The following is a 13,340-nucleotide window of genomic DNA, read 5'->3' as shown; positions in this document are numbered from 1 at the left end:
GGAAGGAGAACCCTCCCGGACGGGGAGCGGCCGGACGGCGCAGGGAACGGTCAGAGCGGCAGCGCGGCCGCCTCGTGACGCAGGACGAGGATGAGCAGCGTGGCGATCAGCGTCGCGATCAGCAGCCAGCTCGTCATGAGGACGACCGTCGAGCGGCGCGGCCGCCGCGACGGGCGCTCGCGCCGCCGCTCACGCCTGCGGCGGCCCTCCTCGTGGCGCCGCACACGCCTGTCGAACGACTCCAGCCGAGCCGCCAGCTTCGGGTCCTCATCGACGAGGTGGCGCTCGATCCGCAGCAGAATCCGCTCCTCCTCCTGCGACCAGGCCATGCCGCACCTCCCCGGAACGCAAGGCGTGTGCGAGTTTCCTGCCCAATCATGATGATCGTTATCCATTCCCGGGGCTGTTGATTTACGGGTTCTTTACACCGGCGGACGGTCCCCGGGGCCGGGCACGGCGTCGGCGCAGCGGGCCAGCCGCCCCGCCAGGGCCCGGACCTCCTCGCGCAGCCCGTCGGGGGTGACGACGGTGAACGGCCGGCCCAGCCCGGCCAGCATCAGCGCCATGCCGTCCAGCCGCTCGGCCCGGGTGCGCAGCAGGACGCCCCGCGGCGCCGGTGTCAGCGTCGCCACCGACGCCGGCACCCGCTCGCGCGCCTCCGCGAGCGGCATCTCCAGCAGCACCTCCACCTCGTGCCGGTACGGCACGGCCGCCAGCGAGGCGACCACGTGCGCGACCGGGTCGAACCCGTCGGGCACCTCGAAGGATCTCCCGGCCGGCTCCCCCCGCCCCGGCCGCCCGGCCGGCTCCCCGGACCCGGAGACCGGCGCGGCCGGCTCCACGCGTCCCACCCGGTCCACCCGGAAGGTGCGCACCTGCCCGCTGGCGTGGTCCAGCCCGGTGACGTACCAGCGGCCGGAGTGAAAGACCAGCCCGTAGGGGTCGAGGTCGCGTTCGGAGGACTCCCGCCGCCAGGAGCGGTAGGCCAGCCGTACCGTCCGCCCGTGCCGGGCCGCCTCGGCCAGCGCCAGCAGCGGACCGGCCTTCGGGTGGGCGGCGGCCGGAGCGGCGTCCCGGGTGTGGCCGAGCGTGGCCTGGACCGCCTCGACACGTTCGCGCAGCGCCCGCGGCAGCACCCGCTGGATCTTGGCGAGCGCGCTCTCCGTCGCGGCCTCCCCCACCGCCAGCCCGGTCCGCCGCCCGGCCAGCAGCCCCAGCACCACGGCGGCGGCCTCGTCGTCGGTGAACATCAGCGGCGGCAGCCGGTATCCGGGCAGCAGGCGGTAACCGCCGTAGCGGCCCCGCTCGGCCTGGACCGGCACCCCCAGCTCCGACAGCCGCACCGCGTAGCGGCGCACCGTGCGCTCCTCCACCCCCAGCCGCGCGGCGAGCTCGGGCCCGGTCAGGCCGGGGGCGGCCTGCAGCAGCTCCAGCAGGGCGAGCACCCGGGTGACGGTCATGGAAACTCCCCGCGAATCAGGACCGGTTCTGTCCGGATTCGATCCTACGGTGGAGCCGTTCCGGAGAACGCCCCGGCTAAGGAGAAAACGATGAGCACATACGTCCTGGTACCCGGCTTCTGGCTCGGCGCGTGGGCCTGGGAGGAGGTCGCCGGGCCGCTGCGCGCGGCCGGGCACGACGTCCACCCCCTCACCCTGACCGGCCTGGGCGACCGCTCCCACCTGGCCGGTCCCGGAGTGGACCTGGAGACCCACATCGACGACATCGTCCAGACGATCGTCCACGCCGGTCTGCGGGAGGTGATCCTGGTGGCCCACAGCGGCGCCGGCGCCCCCGTCACCGGCGCGGCCGACCGGATCCCCGAGCGCATCGCCCGCGTCGTCTACCTCGACAGCGGCCCGGTGGCCGACGGCCTGACCCAGCTCGACCTCTGCGACCCGGCCCAGCGGGAGTACATCGAACGCAGCGCCGCCGCCTGCGGCGGAACCGCCTACCCGCCGCCCTCCTGGGAGCACTTCGAGCGCTCCGGCGTCAGCCTGGAGGGGATGGGAGCCGCCGAACGCGCCCGCTTCACCGCCGGCGCCACCGCTCAGCCGTACGGCACGCTCACCCGGCCGCTGAAGCTCGGCGGCGGCGCCGACCGGCTGCCCAAGACGCTCATCACCTGCTCCTACCCCCTGGAGCAGGTCCGCGCGATGATCGAGGCCGGTCACCCCTACTTCGCCGCCCTCGCCGGGCCCGAGTGGAGCTTCGCGGCGGTGCCCACCGGCCACTGGCCGATGTTCTCCGCGCCCGCGGCCACCGCGGCGGCCCTCGCCGGACTCGGCGAGCCGCGCGGCTGACAGCCCGGCACGGCTGACAGCCCGGCGGGGCCGGACAGGAGACGGGGTCCGGAAGGCCGGGCATGGCCGGAAAACGGGCGCGGGGCCGGCGGGGTCCGGAGGGCCGACGCGGAGGGCCGACGGGGCCGGTGGAGCCGGGGATCCGGCACCCCGCCTTTCCTAGGGAAATTAATCCTTTGCCTACAACATTTAGGCAAGGTAGCGTTCCGCGGCATGAAAGCAGTAACCGAACAGGAGATCCGCGGCTCGTTCGTCAACTGTTCCAAGGGGGAGACCAAACGGCTGACGCTCCCGCGGGACCTGTCCGAACGCCCCTGGGACGACCTGGACTTCCTGGGATGGCTCGACCCCTCGGCCCCCGAACGCGGCTACCTCGTCGCCGAACACGGCGGCGAGGTCGTCGGCGTGGCCCTGCGACTGGCGGCCCGGCAGCGCGGCGGCGCGCACCGCGGCATGTGCTCCCTGTGCCTGACCATGCACCCGGGCACCGGCGTCTCCCTGATGACCGCCCGCAGAGCCGGCCCCGCCGGCCGCGACAGCAACTCCGTCGGCCTGTACGCCTGCACCGACCTGGACTGCTCGCTGTACCTGCGCGGCAGGAAGCTGCCCGGCCTCGGCGGCCGGCTGCAGGAGTCACTGACGCTGGAGCAGCAGATCGACCGCACCCGGACCCGGCTCACGGCGTTCCTGGACAAGGTCCTCACATGAAGGGCCCCGCCGGGCCCGCTCAGGCGGCCTGCTCTCCGGCCGGCTCGCGCAGCCAGTCCTCGACCAGCGGGAACGTCAGCTGGGCGATCACCCGCTGCCCGGAGGCGCTGGGGTGGAAGAAGTCCCACTTGCTCAGCTGGTCCCGGGTGAAACGGCACCCGAACAGCGCGCCGCCGTCGAACCGGCAGGCCGGGCCGTAGGCGGCGCACACCTGCGCCAGCGCGGAGTTGTAACCGGCGACCCGGTCCCGCACCCGCTCACGGCGCTCCCGGTCGGCCGGCGCCGTCGAGCGCGGCCGGGCCAGCATGCTCTGGCAGATACGGCCCACCGCCCAGAACGCCCGAGCCGCCACACTGTTCCTGCCCACCTGCCACAGCCGCTTGAGGTCGGGGACGCTGACCAGGAGCACCCGCGCGTCCGGCCGCCCGGCCCGCAACGTCTCCAGCGCCCCGGCCACCCTCCTGCGGTAGACCTCCACCGGAGTCATCCGCCGCTCCTCGGCCACGCACGCGTCCTGCGCGCCCACCAGCACCGTGACGTAGTCGGCGCGCCGGGCCACCGCCCCGGCCATCTGCCGGGCCAGATCGGCGCTGGTCGCCCCGGGCACCGCGAGGTTGACGCCGTGCCCGCCGACCGGGGCGCCATCGCCCAGCAACCGCAGGTAGTGACTGCGCACCCGCTCGTCGTCGCCCGTCGACCAGGACCGCGCCGGACACGGCACATACCAGCCGCAGGCGTTGAACCCCGAACTGATCGAATCCCCCACCGCCGCCATCACCGCCGGCCGCCACCCGGCGACCGGCGCGGCCCCTGCACCCCCTGCCTGCCCCGCCACGCGCGACTCCGCCGGGCGCGACCCCGCCGCCGGGGTCTCCCCGGCCCTCTGCCCGGCCGCCCGCGCCGGCGCCGCCGGGCAGAGGGCCACCAGCGTCACCACGCCTGTGAGCACTGTCACAATCCTGCCGGCCATGACACCTCCGAACGGTCGCACCCCTGCCAAGGGATGTATCACCGCAGGACGACGCGGCGCCCTTCATTGACCGGGCACCATGGCTTTCTTGACGGAACGTGGCGGAGGCACCGATACCGGGGCCGTCGTCGAACACGTTCAGTTTCCGGCATAGAGTGTTCCGGGTGAGTGTCGCGCTCGGACTGACCCGCCCCCTCGTGGTGAGAACCACCCTCGTCGGTGACCCCGGCGACCTGCTCGCGCGACTTCCGGAGGCCGCCCCCTACGCCTGGATCAGGCGCGGAGAGGGGCTGGTCGCCTGGGGTGAGGCCGCGCGCGTGGCCGTGCCACCCGGCCCCGGCCGCTTCGACTGGGCCCGCCGATGGCTCTCGGCGATCCTCGGAGAGGCCCACACCGACGACGAAGCCGGCGTCCCCGGCTCCGGACCGGTCGCCTTCGGCTCCTTCACCTTCGACCCCGACGCCCACGGCTCGGTCCTCGTCGTCCCCCAGGTCGTCCTCGCCCGCCGCGACGGCCGCGCCTGGCTCACCACCGTCGGCGACGAACACCTCGACCTCGTCACCCCGCCCGCCGACCCCGGCCGGATCCGCTACGGCGACGGCAGCCTCACCGCCCCGGAGTGGGAGCACGCCGTGGCCCTCGCCGTACGGCAGATCAGATCCGGGCGGCTGGAGAAGGCCGTGCTGGCCCGCGACCTGACCGCCGTCGCCGAACGGCCCATCGACGTCCGGCTGCTGCTGTCACGCCTGGCCTCCCGCTACCCCGAGTGCTACACCTTCTCCTGCGCCGGCCTGGTCGGCGCCACCCCCGAACTGCTGGTCCGCCGCACCGGCGAGACCATCGAGTCGCTGGTGCTGGCCGGCACCGTCTCCCGCGGCACCAGCCAGGCCGACGACGACGCCCGCGGCGCCGGCCTGTTCGCCTCCGACAAGGACCGCTACGAGCACACCTGCGCGGTGGAATCGGTCCGCGAGGCCCTCGCCCCGCTGTGCGCGGAGCTCACCGTGCCCACCGAACCCGAACTGCTCGTCCTGCCCAACGTCCAGCACCTGGCCAGCCCGGTCACCGGCCGCCTCGCCGACGGCGCCTCGGTCCTGGACGTGGTCGCCGCCATGCACCCCACCGCCGCCGTCGGCGGCACCCCCACCCGCACCGCGCTCGACGTCATCCGCGAGCTGGAGGGCATGGACCGCGCCGGATACGCCGGCCCGGTCGGCTGGATCGACGCCCGCGGCGACGGCGAATGGGGCATCGCGCTGCGCTGCGCCCAGATCGAGGGACCCCGGGCCCGGCTGTTCGCCGGCTGCGGCATCATGGGCGACTCCGACCCCGCCTCCGAACTCGCCGAAGCCCAGGCCAAACTACGCGTCATGCAGTACGCCCTGGAAGGCTGAGCGCCCCTTCCGGGACGGCCGCCGGGTCCCGGAAGGGATCACCCCCACGGCAGCCTCGCGGTCACCACCGTCGGCCCGCCCGGCGGGCTCACCACCTCCAGCCGCCCGTCCAGCGCCGCCACCCGCCGGGCCAGGCCGGAAAGCCCCCCGCCCGCCGGATCCGCGCCGCCGCACCCGTCGTCCCTCGTCCGCACGACGACCGCCGCCCCCTCCCGGACGACCTCCACGGTGACCGAGCGCGCCGCCGCGTGCTTGGCCGCGTTGGTGACCGCCTCGCAGACCACGAAGTACGCCGCGGTCTCCACCGGGCCGGGCGGCCGCCCGTCCAGGCCGTAGCGGACCTCCACCGGCACCCCGGCGCGCTCGGCGACGGTGTCCAGTGCCTCCCGCAGCCCCAGGGAGTCCAGGCCCGCCGGATACACCCGCCAGGCCACCTCCCGCAGGTCGCCCAGCGCCTCCTGCGCCTCCCGGTGCGCCTGGCGCAGCAGTTCCTCCAGCATCTCCGGCGATCGGCCCCGCCGGGCACGGCCGATCAGCATGGCCAGCGCCACCAGCCGCTGCTGCACCCCGTCGTGCAGGTCACGCTCGATACGGCGCCGCTCCTGGTCGACCGCCGCCACGATCCCCGACCGGGTCTCGGCCAGCTCGGCGATCCGCCGCTCCAGCCGCTCCGTCGGGCTGGGTCCCAGCGCCGAACGCGCCAGCCGCCGCTCCAGCGCCGCCACCCCCATCAGGCCCGTGACCTCAAGGAACAGCAGCACCACCCCGGCCACCGAGGCGTACGACACCAGAAGGACACTGGGCGTCATGCCGTCGAACGGCTCACCCCGGCTCCAGCTCCAGGCCAGCGGCACCGCCACGGAGACCCCCGCGGCCAGCAGCGTGAGCACCAGTGCGCCCAGCACCCCGACCGGCCAGCGCAACGCCAGATAACGCAGCGCCCGCCGCCCGTCGTGACCGCCGGACCGGCCCCCCGCACCCCCGGCGGCCTCCGCCCCGCCGAGCAGCTCCAGCCGCCAGACCTCGATCCCGGCCAGCCGTACCGCCACCGCCAGCACGCCCTTCCGGGCCCGGGGCACCCACAGCAGCGGCCCCGCCACCAGCAGGAAGAGCAGCTGCACCACCGCCGCCGGGACCCCCAGGGCGATCCCGGCCAGCACCCGCGCCGCCCGGACCACCGCGCCCGCCGCGTCCACCGCCACACTCACCGCCGTGCCGCTCTTCCGCCGACGGCCGGAGGACCGCCGGAGCGACCGGGCCGCGACCCGGCCGCCGCCCCGCTCGCCACGGCGGCCACCTCGGCGGCCACCTCAGCGCTCCGCGTGGTGCCTGCCCCGGCGCCGCACCCGGACCACGACGAACACCACCGCGGCCAGCGCCACCGCGCCCAGCACCACCTTGGACAGAACCCCGGCGTAACCCTCCACCAGATCCCAGTTCTCCCCCAGCAGATACCCTGCCATCACGAAGACCGTGTTCCAGATGAGACTGCCCAGCGTCGTCAGCACCAGGAACACCGGAACCGGCATCCGCTCCACCCCCGCCGGAATGGAGATCAGGCTACGGAAGATCGGGATCATCCGCCCGAAGAACACCGTCTTACGGCCATGCCGGGCGAACCACGCCTCCGTCTTCTCGATGTCGGACACGTCCACCAGCGGCAACCTCCGTGCGATGGCCACCACCCGCGCCCGCCCCAGCAACGCCCCGACCCCGTACAACGCCACCGCCCCGACCACCGACCCCAACGTGGTCCAGAAGATCGCCTCGAACAGCGACATGTCCCCCTTGCTCGCGGTGAACCCCGCCAACGGCAGGATCACCTCGCTCGGCAACGGCGGGAACAGGTTCTCCAGCGCGATCGCCAGCCCCGCCCCCGGGGCTCCCAGGGTCTCCATCAGGCCGATCGCCCAGCCGGCGACTCCATCGACAGTCGTTGAGGTGCTCATGACCCGAACCCTACGAAGCCCCGCGCACCCGCGAGAATGCGGAGACCCACCCGCCCACCGCGGCCCGGCCGCACCCGGAGGCTGCGGAAAACCACAGCCCCGCGCCGACCGGCCCGGCCGCACCTCCACCGGAAAAGTTCCGGCGAACCCTGTGATCCATCCCACATCTTCCAGGTGGCCGAGCCGGTCGACGCCCAGGCCGTCGGCCGGCTGGATCCGCCCGGTGAGGAACAAGCCCGCGAATCCGGCGGTGAGGGCCTCGTTCTCACCGCTCAGAAATCCCCCGCCACGTCGTCAGTTCTGGTGGCCCCTCGCCACCCACGGAAGGATCGACCACCATGACCCACACCAGACTGCCAGGCGACGAGGCCGCGTTCATCGCGGCGGCCCGCTCGAACGACGCGGCACGGTTCGCGCTCATCACCGAGCGCCACCGGCGTGAGCTGCAGGTGCACTGTTACCGGATGCTCGCCAACTATGAGGACGCCCAGGACCTGACGCAGGAGACGTTCCTGCGGGCGTGGAACAAACGGGAGTCTTTCAAGGGCCACGCCGCGCTGCGGACCTGGCTGTACCGGATCGCGACGAACGCCTGCCTCGACTTCCTGGACAAACGCAACGACCGCACACCCGTGCCCGCCGAGCTTCCGGACGCGGACTCGGAAGTGCGCCACCTGCAGCCCTACCCGGACCGGATGCTCCCGGAGGACCCGCAGGAATCGGTGGTGGCGCGGGAGACGATCGAGCTGGCGTTCATCGCCGCCGTCCAGCACCTGCCACCGCGGCAGCGGGCGGTGTTCGTCCTGCGCGACGTCCTCGGCTGGCCTGCGTCGAAGGCCGCCGACGCCCTCGATCTGACCGTCGCATCGGTGACCAGCGCGCTGCAGCGGGCGCGCGTGACGATGCGCGAGCGGTTGCCCGGCCGCCGCCTCGACTGGCGGAGCCCCGCCACGCACGAGCTGTCGGATGACGAGCGCGGCGTGGTGAGGTCGTACATGGACGCCCATGAGCGCAACGACCTCAACGGCCTGATGGCCCTGCTGCGCGACGACCTGCGCTTCGCGATGCTGCCCGAGCCGGGCACCTTGATCCTCACGGCTGAGGACGCGGTGGACGGCTGGATCTCCGGCGGGCTCTTCCAGCGCGGCCACGACGACTGGCGCTGCATCGCCACGACGGTCAACCGCATGCCCGCCGCCGCGCTGTACCTCCGCACCCCCGGCGGCCCGGAACACCGCCTGCTGAACATCGCGGTCCTGCACATCGTCGACGGGAGGATCGCCGAGCTCACCGGATTCGACGCCACCGGCAAACCATGGCTGGGCCTGCCCTCGACGCTGTGATCGGACCCGTCACCGTCGTCCCATCTTCAGCGAGTCGCCGGGCGCGGCGATGTAGCCGTCGAGGGTGACGTTCATGGCGAAAATCAGTTTCCGCATCGTGCAGCCTCTCGTGAGTCGATCTCACACGTACAGACGGGCGCGGCGCGGAAACCTGATCGGTGCGCGATCCGCTCCGCGGGCGGTCCCCACGTCCCGGACCCGGAACAGCGCACCCGGCGGGCTCGGACACCACCGGCCGGATCTCGACCTCACCCTCGCGAACGCCTGGCCACACGGATGCAGCGCCGGGCCCGCTCACCGCGCCACCGCATCCCCGCCACCCGCGCGTCACCCGGCCCGCAGATGGACCGCCTCCCCCTCCTCGACCTCCGCCCGGCCCGCCGTCAGCGTGGCCACCCAGTCACCGAACACCGGCAGGTCCGCCTCCCGCACCGCGACCGTGAACCGGACCCCCGCCCCGTACCCCACCTCCCGCACCTCGTACGGCGAGCCCCGCAGATCGCTCTCCAGCCGCCCGGCCCGCACATGGTCCACACTCACCGCCACCAGCCGCGCCGGGACCATCTCCACCAGACGGGCCCGATCGAGCGCCTTGCCCACCGACGAGCCGTAGGCCCGCACCAGACCGCCCGCACCCAGCTTCACCCCGCCGAAGTACCGCGTCACCACCGCCACCACGTCCGACAACCCCCGGCGCAGCAGCGTCTCCAGCATGGGCGTGCCGGCGGTGCCGCCGGGCTCGCCGTCGTCGTCGGCCCTCTGGATCCCCCGGTCCCCGCCGATCACGTAGGCCGAGCAGTTGTGGGTGGCGTCGCCGTGGGAGCGCCTGCGCCCGGCGACGAACTCCCGCGCCGCCTCCTCCGAACCCGCTGGGGCGACCGCGCACAGGAATCGCGATCGCTTGACCTCCGTCTCGTGCTCGGCGAGGTCTTCCAGGGTCAGGTACGGCTGGGTCATCGGACCAGACTAGTCGCCTTTACAATGTAGATTAATAAAGGGTCTCCGGTGGATTCCCGTCGCCGCCCGGAGATCCGGCGTCCAGATTGGCCAGCATCCGGCCCAGCAGACCGGTGAGATGCTCGACCTCCTCCGCCGAGAACCCGTCGAGCAGACGGCGGGCGACCCGGCCGAAGACCGGGGCGAGCGCCGGGACGAGTTCACGCCCCTCCGCCGTCACCTCGACGACGACCGCCCGGCGGTCCTCCGGGCTGCGCCGCCGCCGGACGAGGCCCTTGACCTCCAGCCGGTCCAGCAGCCTCGTCATCCCGGCGGTGTCGGTGCCCAGTTCGGCGGCGAGCCGGCCCGGACCCGCCTCCCCCCGGGCCGCGTGCAGCAGGAGCGCCGCCTGCTGGGCGGTCACACCGAACGGCGCGAGCCGGGCCTCGACGGCCGCGCGCAACTCGCGGCCCACCTGGTTGACCAGCGAGCCGCCACCGAGGACGAGCCGCAGATGCCGGGGATCCATGCCGACATGCTACTGGTAACTGTCCAGCCATTTACTGTCATGACAGCTATCTGTTAGCGTCCCGGCATGGACCACATCCGCCCCGAACCGCCGAGGAGACCCCCGCACGTCCTGATCATCGGTGCCGGGCTCGGCGGCCTGTGCCTGGCCCAGGGCCTGACGACGGCCGGGATCGGCGTCACCGTCTTCGAACGCGACGACTCCCCCCGCACCACCGGGCAGGGCTACCGCATCTCCCTCAAACCGGACGGCACCCGTGCCCTGCGCGAATGCCTGCCCGAGCACCTGTTCGGCCTGTGCCTGGCCGCCTCCCTGCGGCAGGCCACCCGCCTGACCGCCCTGGACCACCGGCTGAACCCCCTGTTCGGCAAGCCCCTCCCCCGCCTCGACGAGACGGCGTACTTCGGGATCAACCGGCTCACCCTCCGCGAGATCCTGCTGACCGGCCTGGACGGCGCCGTACGCTTCGGCGCGGCCTTCCAGCGCCTGGAACGGCTGGGCGACGGCCGGATCCGCGCCCGCTTCGCCGACGGCACCCACGCCGACGGCGACCTGCTGGTCGGCGCCGACGGCACCGGCTCGGCGGTCCGCCCGTTCGTGGCGCCCGGCGCGGCCTTCGACGAGCTCGGCACCCTGCTGTACGGCAGGACCCTCGTCGGCGAGGACGTCCCGGGGTGGGTCCCGGAGGCCCTCGTGGACGCCTTCGCCACGCTGACCGGCCCGGACGGCGTCTCAATGACCGTGGCGACCTGCCGCACCCGCGGCCCGCTCCCCGCGGGCCTGACGGAGATCCCCGGCTACCTCGCCTGGACGATCTCCACCGGCTCCGCGGGATCGACGGGCCCGGCGGATTCGGCGGGTTCCATGGGAGGGCGGCCCGGCGGCACGCGCCCGCCGGACGGCTCCGGCGGCGCGGACCGGCCGGAGCGCCTGGACCCGGCCGGCCTGCGCCGGCTCGCCCTGGACCTGATCCGCGACCGGCCCGCCGCCGTCCGGCGCCTCGTCGAGGAGGGCGAGGCGCCCTTCCCGGTACGGCTGCGTTCCGCCCGGCCCGTCGAGCCGTGGCACGTGCCCGGCGTGACCCTGCTGGGCGACGCGATCCACACCATGTCCCCCGGCCGGGGCGAGGGCGCCAACGTCGCGCTACGCGACGCCGGGCTCCTGCGCCACGCGCTGGTCTTCACCGCCCGGCACGGCGTGCCGCTGGAGACGGCCGTCGCCGAGTACGAGTCGGCCATGCTCCGCCACGGCTTCGCGGCGGTGGCCGCCTCCAGGGAACGGCCGTTCCTGCGCCGCCCCCGAACTCCCTGACCGTCACCGGGCTCCGGGAGAGGCCCGGTCCCGGGAGGGGTCCCCGGAAAGGGGGACGGCCGTTCCCGCGCCGGGCCTACGCCGTCGGCGCGGGGCGGCACACCTCGGCCATGACCGAGCCGGCCAGGTCGAACCCGCCGACGTGGGCGAGGTAGCCGCCGGGGGCGAACAGGGACTCCCCCAGCGGCAGGTAGACGCCGCCGGCCTGCCGGATCAGCAGCACCCCCGCCGCGACGTCCCACGGCTTGACCCCCGAGCCGTAGGCCACGTCCGCCCAGCCCGCGGCGACGTGCGCGAGGTTCAGCGCGGCGCTGCCCGGCCGGCGCACCGAGGCGAACGCCTCCAGCATCCGGCCGAACGCCTCCAGCGACCCCTGGCGGTCGGCGGCCACGTCACCGGCGGTGGGGAAGCCGCTCAGCAGCATCGCCTCCCGATCCCCCGCCGCGCCCCGGCTGCGCAGCCGTACGCCGTTGCACCAGGCGCCGCCCAGGTCGGCGCGGAACTCGTCGTCGCGCACCGGGTCGTAGATCACCCCCGCCACCGGCTCCTCCCCCACGACGGCCGCCACCGACACGCAGAAGAACGGCAGCCCGGCGGCGAAGTTGGCCGTCCCGTCGATCGGGTCGACGTACCAGCGCAGCTCGCCCGACCCGGTGGTGCCGCCCTCCTCCCCGATGATCGTGCTGTCCGGGAAACGCCGGGAGATGACCTCCCGGATGGTCTCCTCGGCGGCGCGGTCGTGCTCGGTCACCGGGTCGTGGAAGTCGCGCTTGGTCTCGACCTCGGGCCGGGACCGGAACGCCTTGCGGAGCCGCTCGCCGACCGCGCGGGCGGCCTCCGCCGCGACGTCGCACAGTTCGCGCGAGGTGCTCAGGTCCATCGAATCCTCCAGCGGCGTCTGCGGGCCGCGCCGGCCTTCGGCACCCGCGGTGGTCATCCCATTTTCCCTGATATGCCGCTTTCACTCCGCACGGACTCCCCCGAGGCCCCGGAGGCGGAATTGGTCATGACATCCTGATGTCCACCACCCCGATCAGGAAGACGTCCACGGGAGGGCGGCATGAGCGCCGAGCTCGGCATCGAGCTGGACCGATCCAGCCCGGTCCCGCTGTACTTCCAGGTCGCCCAGCAGATCTCCGACGCCATCGGGCGCGGCGACCTGGCGCCGGGGACGCGCCTGGACAACGAGATCGTCCTCGCCGGCCGCCTGGGCCTGTCGCGGCCGACGGTCCGCCAGGCGATCCAGTACCTCGTGGACAAGGGCCTGCTGGTGCGCAAGCGCGGCGTGGGCACCCAGGTCGTGCACGGCCGGGTCAACCGTACGGTGGAGCTCACCGGCCTCTACGACGACCTGCGCCAGGCCGGTCAGGAGCCCGCCACCCGGGTCCTGGCCCTGGAGGCGGTCCCGGCCGGCGCGGACGTCGCCGCGGCCCTCGGCCTCCCGGCCGGCGCCGAGGTGCTGCGCCTGGAGCGCATCCGCTACGCCGCCGGGGCGCCGCTGGCGCTGTTGCGCAACTGGCTGCCCGCCGGGGTCGCCCCGCTGACCGCCGAGCGGCTCGCCGAGCGCGGCCTGTACGAGCTGCTGCGCGCGGCGGGGGTGCGGATGCGCGTTGCCGACCAGCGGATGGGGGCGCGGGCGGCCACCGCGGCCGAGGCCAGGCTGCTGGACGAGCGGCGCGGCGCCCCGCTGCTGACGATGCTGCGCACCACCTACGACGACCAGGGCCGGGCGGTGGAGCACGGCTCCCACGTCTACCGCGCCTCGCGCTACTCCCTGGAGGTCACGCTCATCGAGCGCTGACGGCCCGGTCCTGTTCCGGCAAAAAGACCATTGATCTGGGTATTCATCCATCTAAATGGGTTTTTCCGGATGGTCCGGGGCGCAGGAACCGGTTCA

At 74.0% G+C, this 13,340-nt stretch carries 14 protein-coding genes; 6 read left to right on the top strand and 8 right to left on the bottom strand.

Annotated features, from left to right (window positions below; all coding sequences use genetic code 11):
- Positions 1-50 precede the first annotated feature (50 nt).
- A complete protein-coding gene (locus ACFYSC_RS28220) occupies positions 51-329 on the bottom strand; it encodes a DUF3040 domain-containing protein (protein WP_389967724.1) in 279 nt (92 codons plus the stop codon).
- A 93-nt stretch (positions 330-422) separates the two neighbouring features.
- On the bottom strand, positions 423-1,460 hold the full coding sequence (locus ACFYSC_RS28215) for a helix-turn-helix transcriptional regulator (RefSeq protein ID WP_389967722.1): 1,038 nt from the start codon (positions 1,458-1,460) through the stop codon (positions 423-425).
- Positions 1,461-1,550: 90 nt separating this feature from the next.
- On the opposite strand from ACFYSC_RS28215, the gene ACFYSC_RS28210 reads away from it, so the two are divergent.
- The gene (locus tag ACFYSC_RS28210) at positions 1,551-2,303 is read left to right on the top strand and encodes an alpha/beta fold hydrolase (RefSeq protein ID WP_389967720.1); all 753 of its coding nucleotides are present in this window, start codon (positions 1,551-1,553) and stop codon (positions 2,301-2,303) included.
- A 213-nt stretch (positions 2,304-2,516) separates the two neighbouring features.
- On the top strand, positions 2,517-3,011 hold the full coding sequence (locus ACFYSC_RS28205; RefSeq protein ID WP_389967718.1) for an FBP domain-containing protein: 495 nt from the start codon (positions 2,517-2,519) through the stop codon (positions 3,009-3,011).
- A 19-nt stretch (positions 3,012-3,030) separates the two neighbouring features.
- On the opposite strand, the gene ACFYSC_RS28200 is transcribed toward ACFYSC_RS28205, so the two are convergent.
- On the bottom strand, positions 3,031-3,966 hold the full coding sequence (locus ACFYSC_RS28200) for a GDSL-type esterase/lipase family protein (RefSeq protein WP_389967716.1): 936 nt from the start codon (positions 3,964-3,966) through the stop codon (positions 3,031-3,033).
- A gap of 179 nt (positions 3,967-4,145) precedes the next feature.
- Here ACFYSC_RS28200 and ACFYSC_RS28195 point away from each other — a divergent pair, with 179 nt between their 5' ends.
- Positions 4,146-5,375 carry an isochorismate synthase MenF gene (locus ACFYSC_RS28195; RefSeq protein WP_389967714.1) on the top strand — a complete coding sequence of 410 codons (1,230 nt, stop codon included), beginning with the start codon at positions 4,146-4,148 and terminating at the stop codon, positions 5,373-5,375.
- Positions 5,376-5,413: 38 nt separating this feature from the next.
- Here ACFYSC_RS28195 and ACFYSC_RS28190 read toward each other — a convergent pair whose 3' ends face one another.
- A complete protein-coding gene (locus ACFYSC_RS28190; RefSeq protein ID WP_389967712.1) occupies positions 5,414-6,583 on the bottom strand; it encodes a sensor histidine kinase in 1,170 nt (389 codons plus the stop codon).
- Positions 6,584-6,685: 102 nt separating this feature from the next.
- Positions 6,686-7,324, bottom strand: coding sequence for a DedA family protein (locus tag ACFYSC_RS28185; protein ID WP_389967709.1), 639 nt, complete (start codon positions 7,322-7,324; stop codon positions 6,686-6,688).
- 338 nt (positions 7,325-7,662) lie between these two features.
- On the opposite strand from ACFYSC_RS28185, the gene ACFYSC_RS28180 reads away from it, so the two are divergent.
- Positions 7,663-8,667 (top strand): RNA polymerase subunit sigma-70, encoded by a 1,005-nt coding sequence (locus ACFYSC_RS28180; RefSeq protein WP_389967707.1) that lies wholly within the window; start codon positions 7,663-7,665, stop codon positions 8,665-8,667.
- A gap of 327 nt (positions 8,668-8,994) precedes the next feature.
- Here the strand turns inward: ACFYSC_RS28180 and ACFYSC_RS28175 are convergent, their stop codons facing one another.
- Positions 8,995-9,624 carry a YigZ family protein gene (locus tag ACFYSC_RS28175; protein ID WP_389967705.1) on the bottom strand — a complete coding sequence of 210 codons (630 nt, stop codon included), beginning with the start codon at positions 9,622-9,624 and terminating at the stop codon, positions 8,995-8,997.
- Between the two features lie 31 nt (positions 9,625-9,655).
- Positions 9,656-10,132 (bottom strand): MarR family winged helix-turn-helix transcriptional regulator, encoded by a 477-nt coding sequence (locus ACFYSC_RS28170; RefSeq protein ID WP_389967703.1) that lies wholly within the window; start codon positions 10,130-10,132, stop codon positions 9,656-9,658.
- Positions 10,133-10,198: 66 nt separating this feature from the next.
- Between ACFYSC_RS28170 and ACFYSC_RS28165 the strand changes: the two genes are divergently transcribed.
- Positions 10,199-11,443, top strand: coding sequence for an FAD-dependent oxidoreductase (locus tag ACFYSC_RS28165; RefSeq protein ID WP_389967701.1), 1,245 nt, complete (start codon positions 10,199-10,201; stop codon positions 11,441-11,443).
- Positions 11,444-11,519: 76 nt separating this feature from the next.
- Here ACFYSC_RS28165 and ACFYSC_RS28160 read toward each other — a convergent pair whose 3' ends face one another.
- Positions 11,520-12,380: an inositol monophosphatase family protein gene (locus ACFYSC_RS28160; RefSeq protein ID WP_389967699.1), complete on the bottom strand. Its 861-nt coding sequence runs from the start codon at positions 12,378-12,380 to the stop codon at positions 11,520-11,522.
- Positions 12,381-12,503: 123 nt separating this feature from the next.
- Between ACFYSC_RS28160 and ACFYSC_RS28155 the strand changes: the two genes are divergently transcribed.
- Positions 12,504-13,244 (top strand): GntR family transcriptional regulator, encoded by a 741-nt coding sequence (locus ACFYSC_RS28155; RefSeq protein WP_389967697.1) that lies wholly within the window; start codon positions 12,504-12,506, stop codon positions 13,242-13,244.
- The last annotated feature ends 96 nt before the right edge of the window (positions 13,245-13,340 follow it).

This window comes from Streptosporangium sp. NPDC004379 (assembly GCF_042873875.1).
In the GTDB taxonomy this organism is placed as follows: Bacteria; Actinomycetota; Actinomycetes; order Streptosporangiales; family Streptosporangiaceae; genus Streptosporangium.
The sequence above is the reverse complement of the archived record's forward strand: the minus strand, read 5'-3'. Positions and strand labels throughout refer to the sequence as shown.

What these genes read in the sequence shown, in the direction of transcription:
- ACFYSC_RS28180 (WP_389967707.1), top strand. Translation starts at nt 7,663, where the DNA reads ATGACCCACACCAGACTGCCAGGCGACGAGGCCGCGTTCATCGCGGCG.
- ACFYSC_RS28175 (WP_389967705.1), bottom strand. Translation starts at nt 9,624, where the DNA reads ATGACCCAGCCGTACCTGACCCTGGAAGACCTCGCCGAGCACGAGACG.
- ACFYSC_RS28220 (WP_389967724.1), bottom strand. Translation starts at nt 329, where the DNA reads ATGGCCTGGTCGCAGGAGGAGGAGCGGATTCTGCTGCGGATCGAGCGC.
- ACFYSC_RS28205 (WP_389967718.1), top strand. Translation starts at nt 2,517, where the DNA reads ATGAAAGCAGTAACCGAACAGGAGATCCGCGGCTCGTTCGTCAACTGT.
- ACFYSC_RS28155 (WP_389967697.1), top strand. Translation starts at nt 12,504, where the DNA reads ATGAGCGCCGAGCTCGGCATCGAGCTGGACCGATCCAGCCCGGTCCCG.
- ACFYSC_RS28215 (WP_389967722.1), bottom strand. Translation starts at nt 1,460, where the DNA reads ATGACCGTCACCCGGGTGCTCGCCCTGCTGGAGCTGCTGCAGGCCGCC.
- ACFYSC_RS28210 (WP_389967720.1), top strand. Translation starts at nt 1,551, where the DNA reads ATGAGCACATACGTCCTGGTACCCGGCTTCTGGCTCGGCGCGTGGGCC.
- ACFYSC_RS28170 (WP_389967703.1), bottom strand. Translation starts at nt 10,132, where the DNA reads ATGGATCCCCGGCATCTGCGGCTCGTCCTCGGTGGCGGCTCGCTGGTC.
- ACFYSC_RS28160 (WP_389967699.1), bottom strand. Translation starts at nt 12,380, where the DNA reads ATGACCACCGCGGGTGCCGAAGGCCGGCGCGGCCCGCAGACGCCGCTG.
- ACFYSC_RS28185 (WP_389967709.1), bottom strand. Translation starts at nt 7,324, where the DNA reads ATGAGCACCTCAACGACTGTCGATGGAGTCGCCGGCTGGGCGATCGGC.
- ACFYSC_RS28165 (WP_389967701.1), top strand. Translation starts at nt 10,199, where the DNA reads ATGGACCACATCCGCCCCGAACCGCCGAGGAGACCCCCGCACGTCCTG.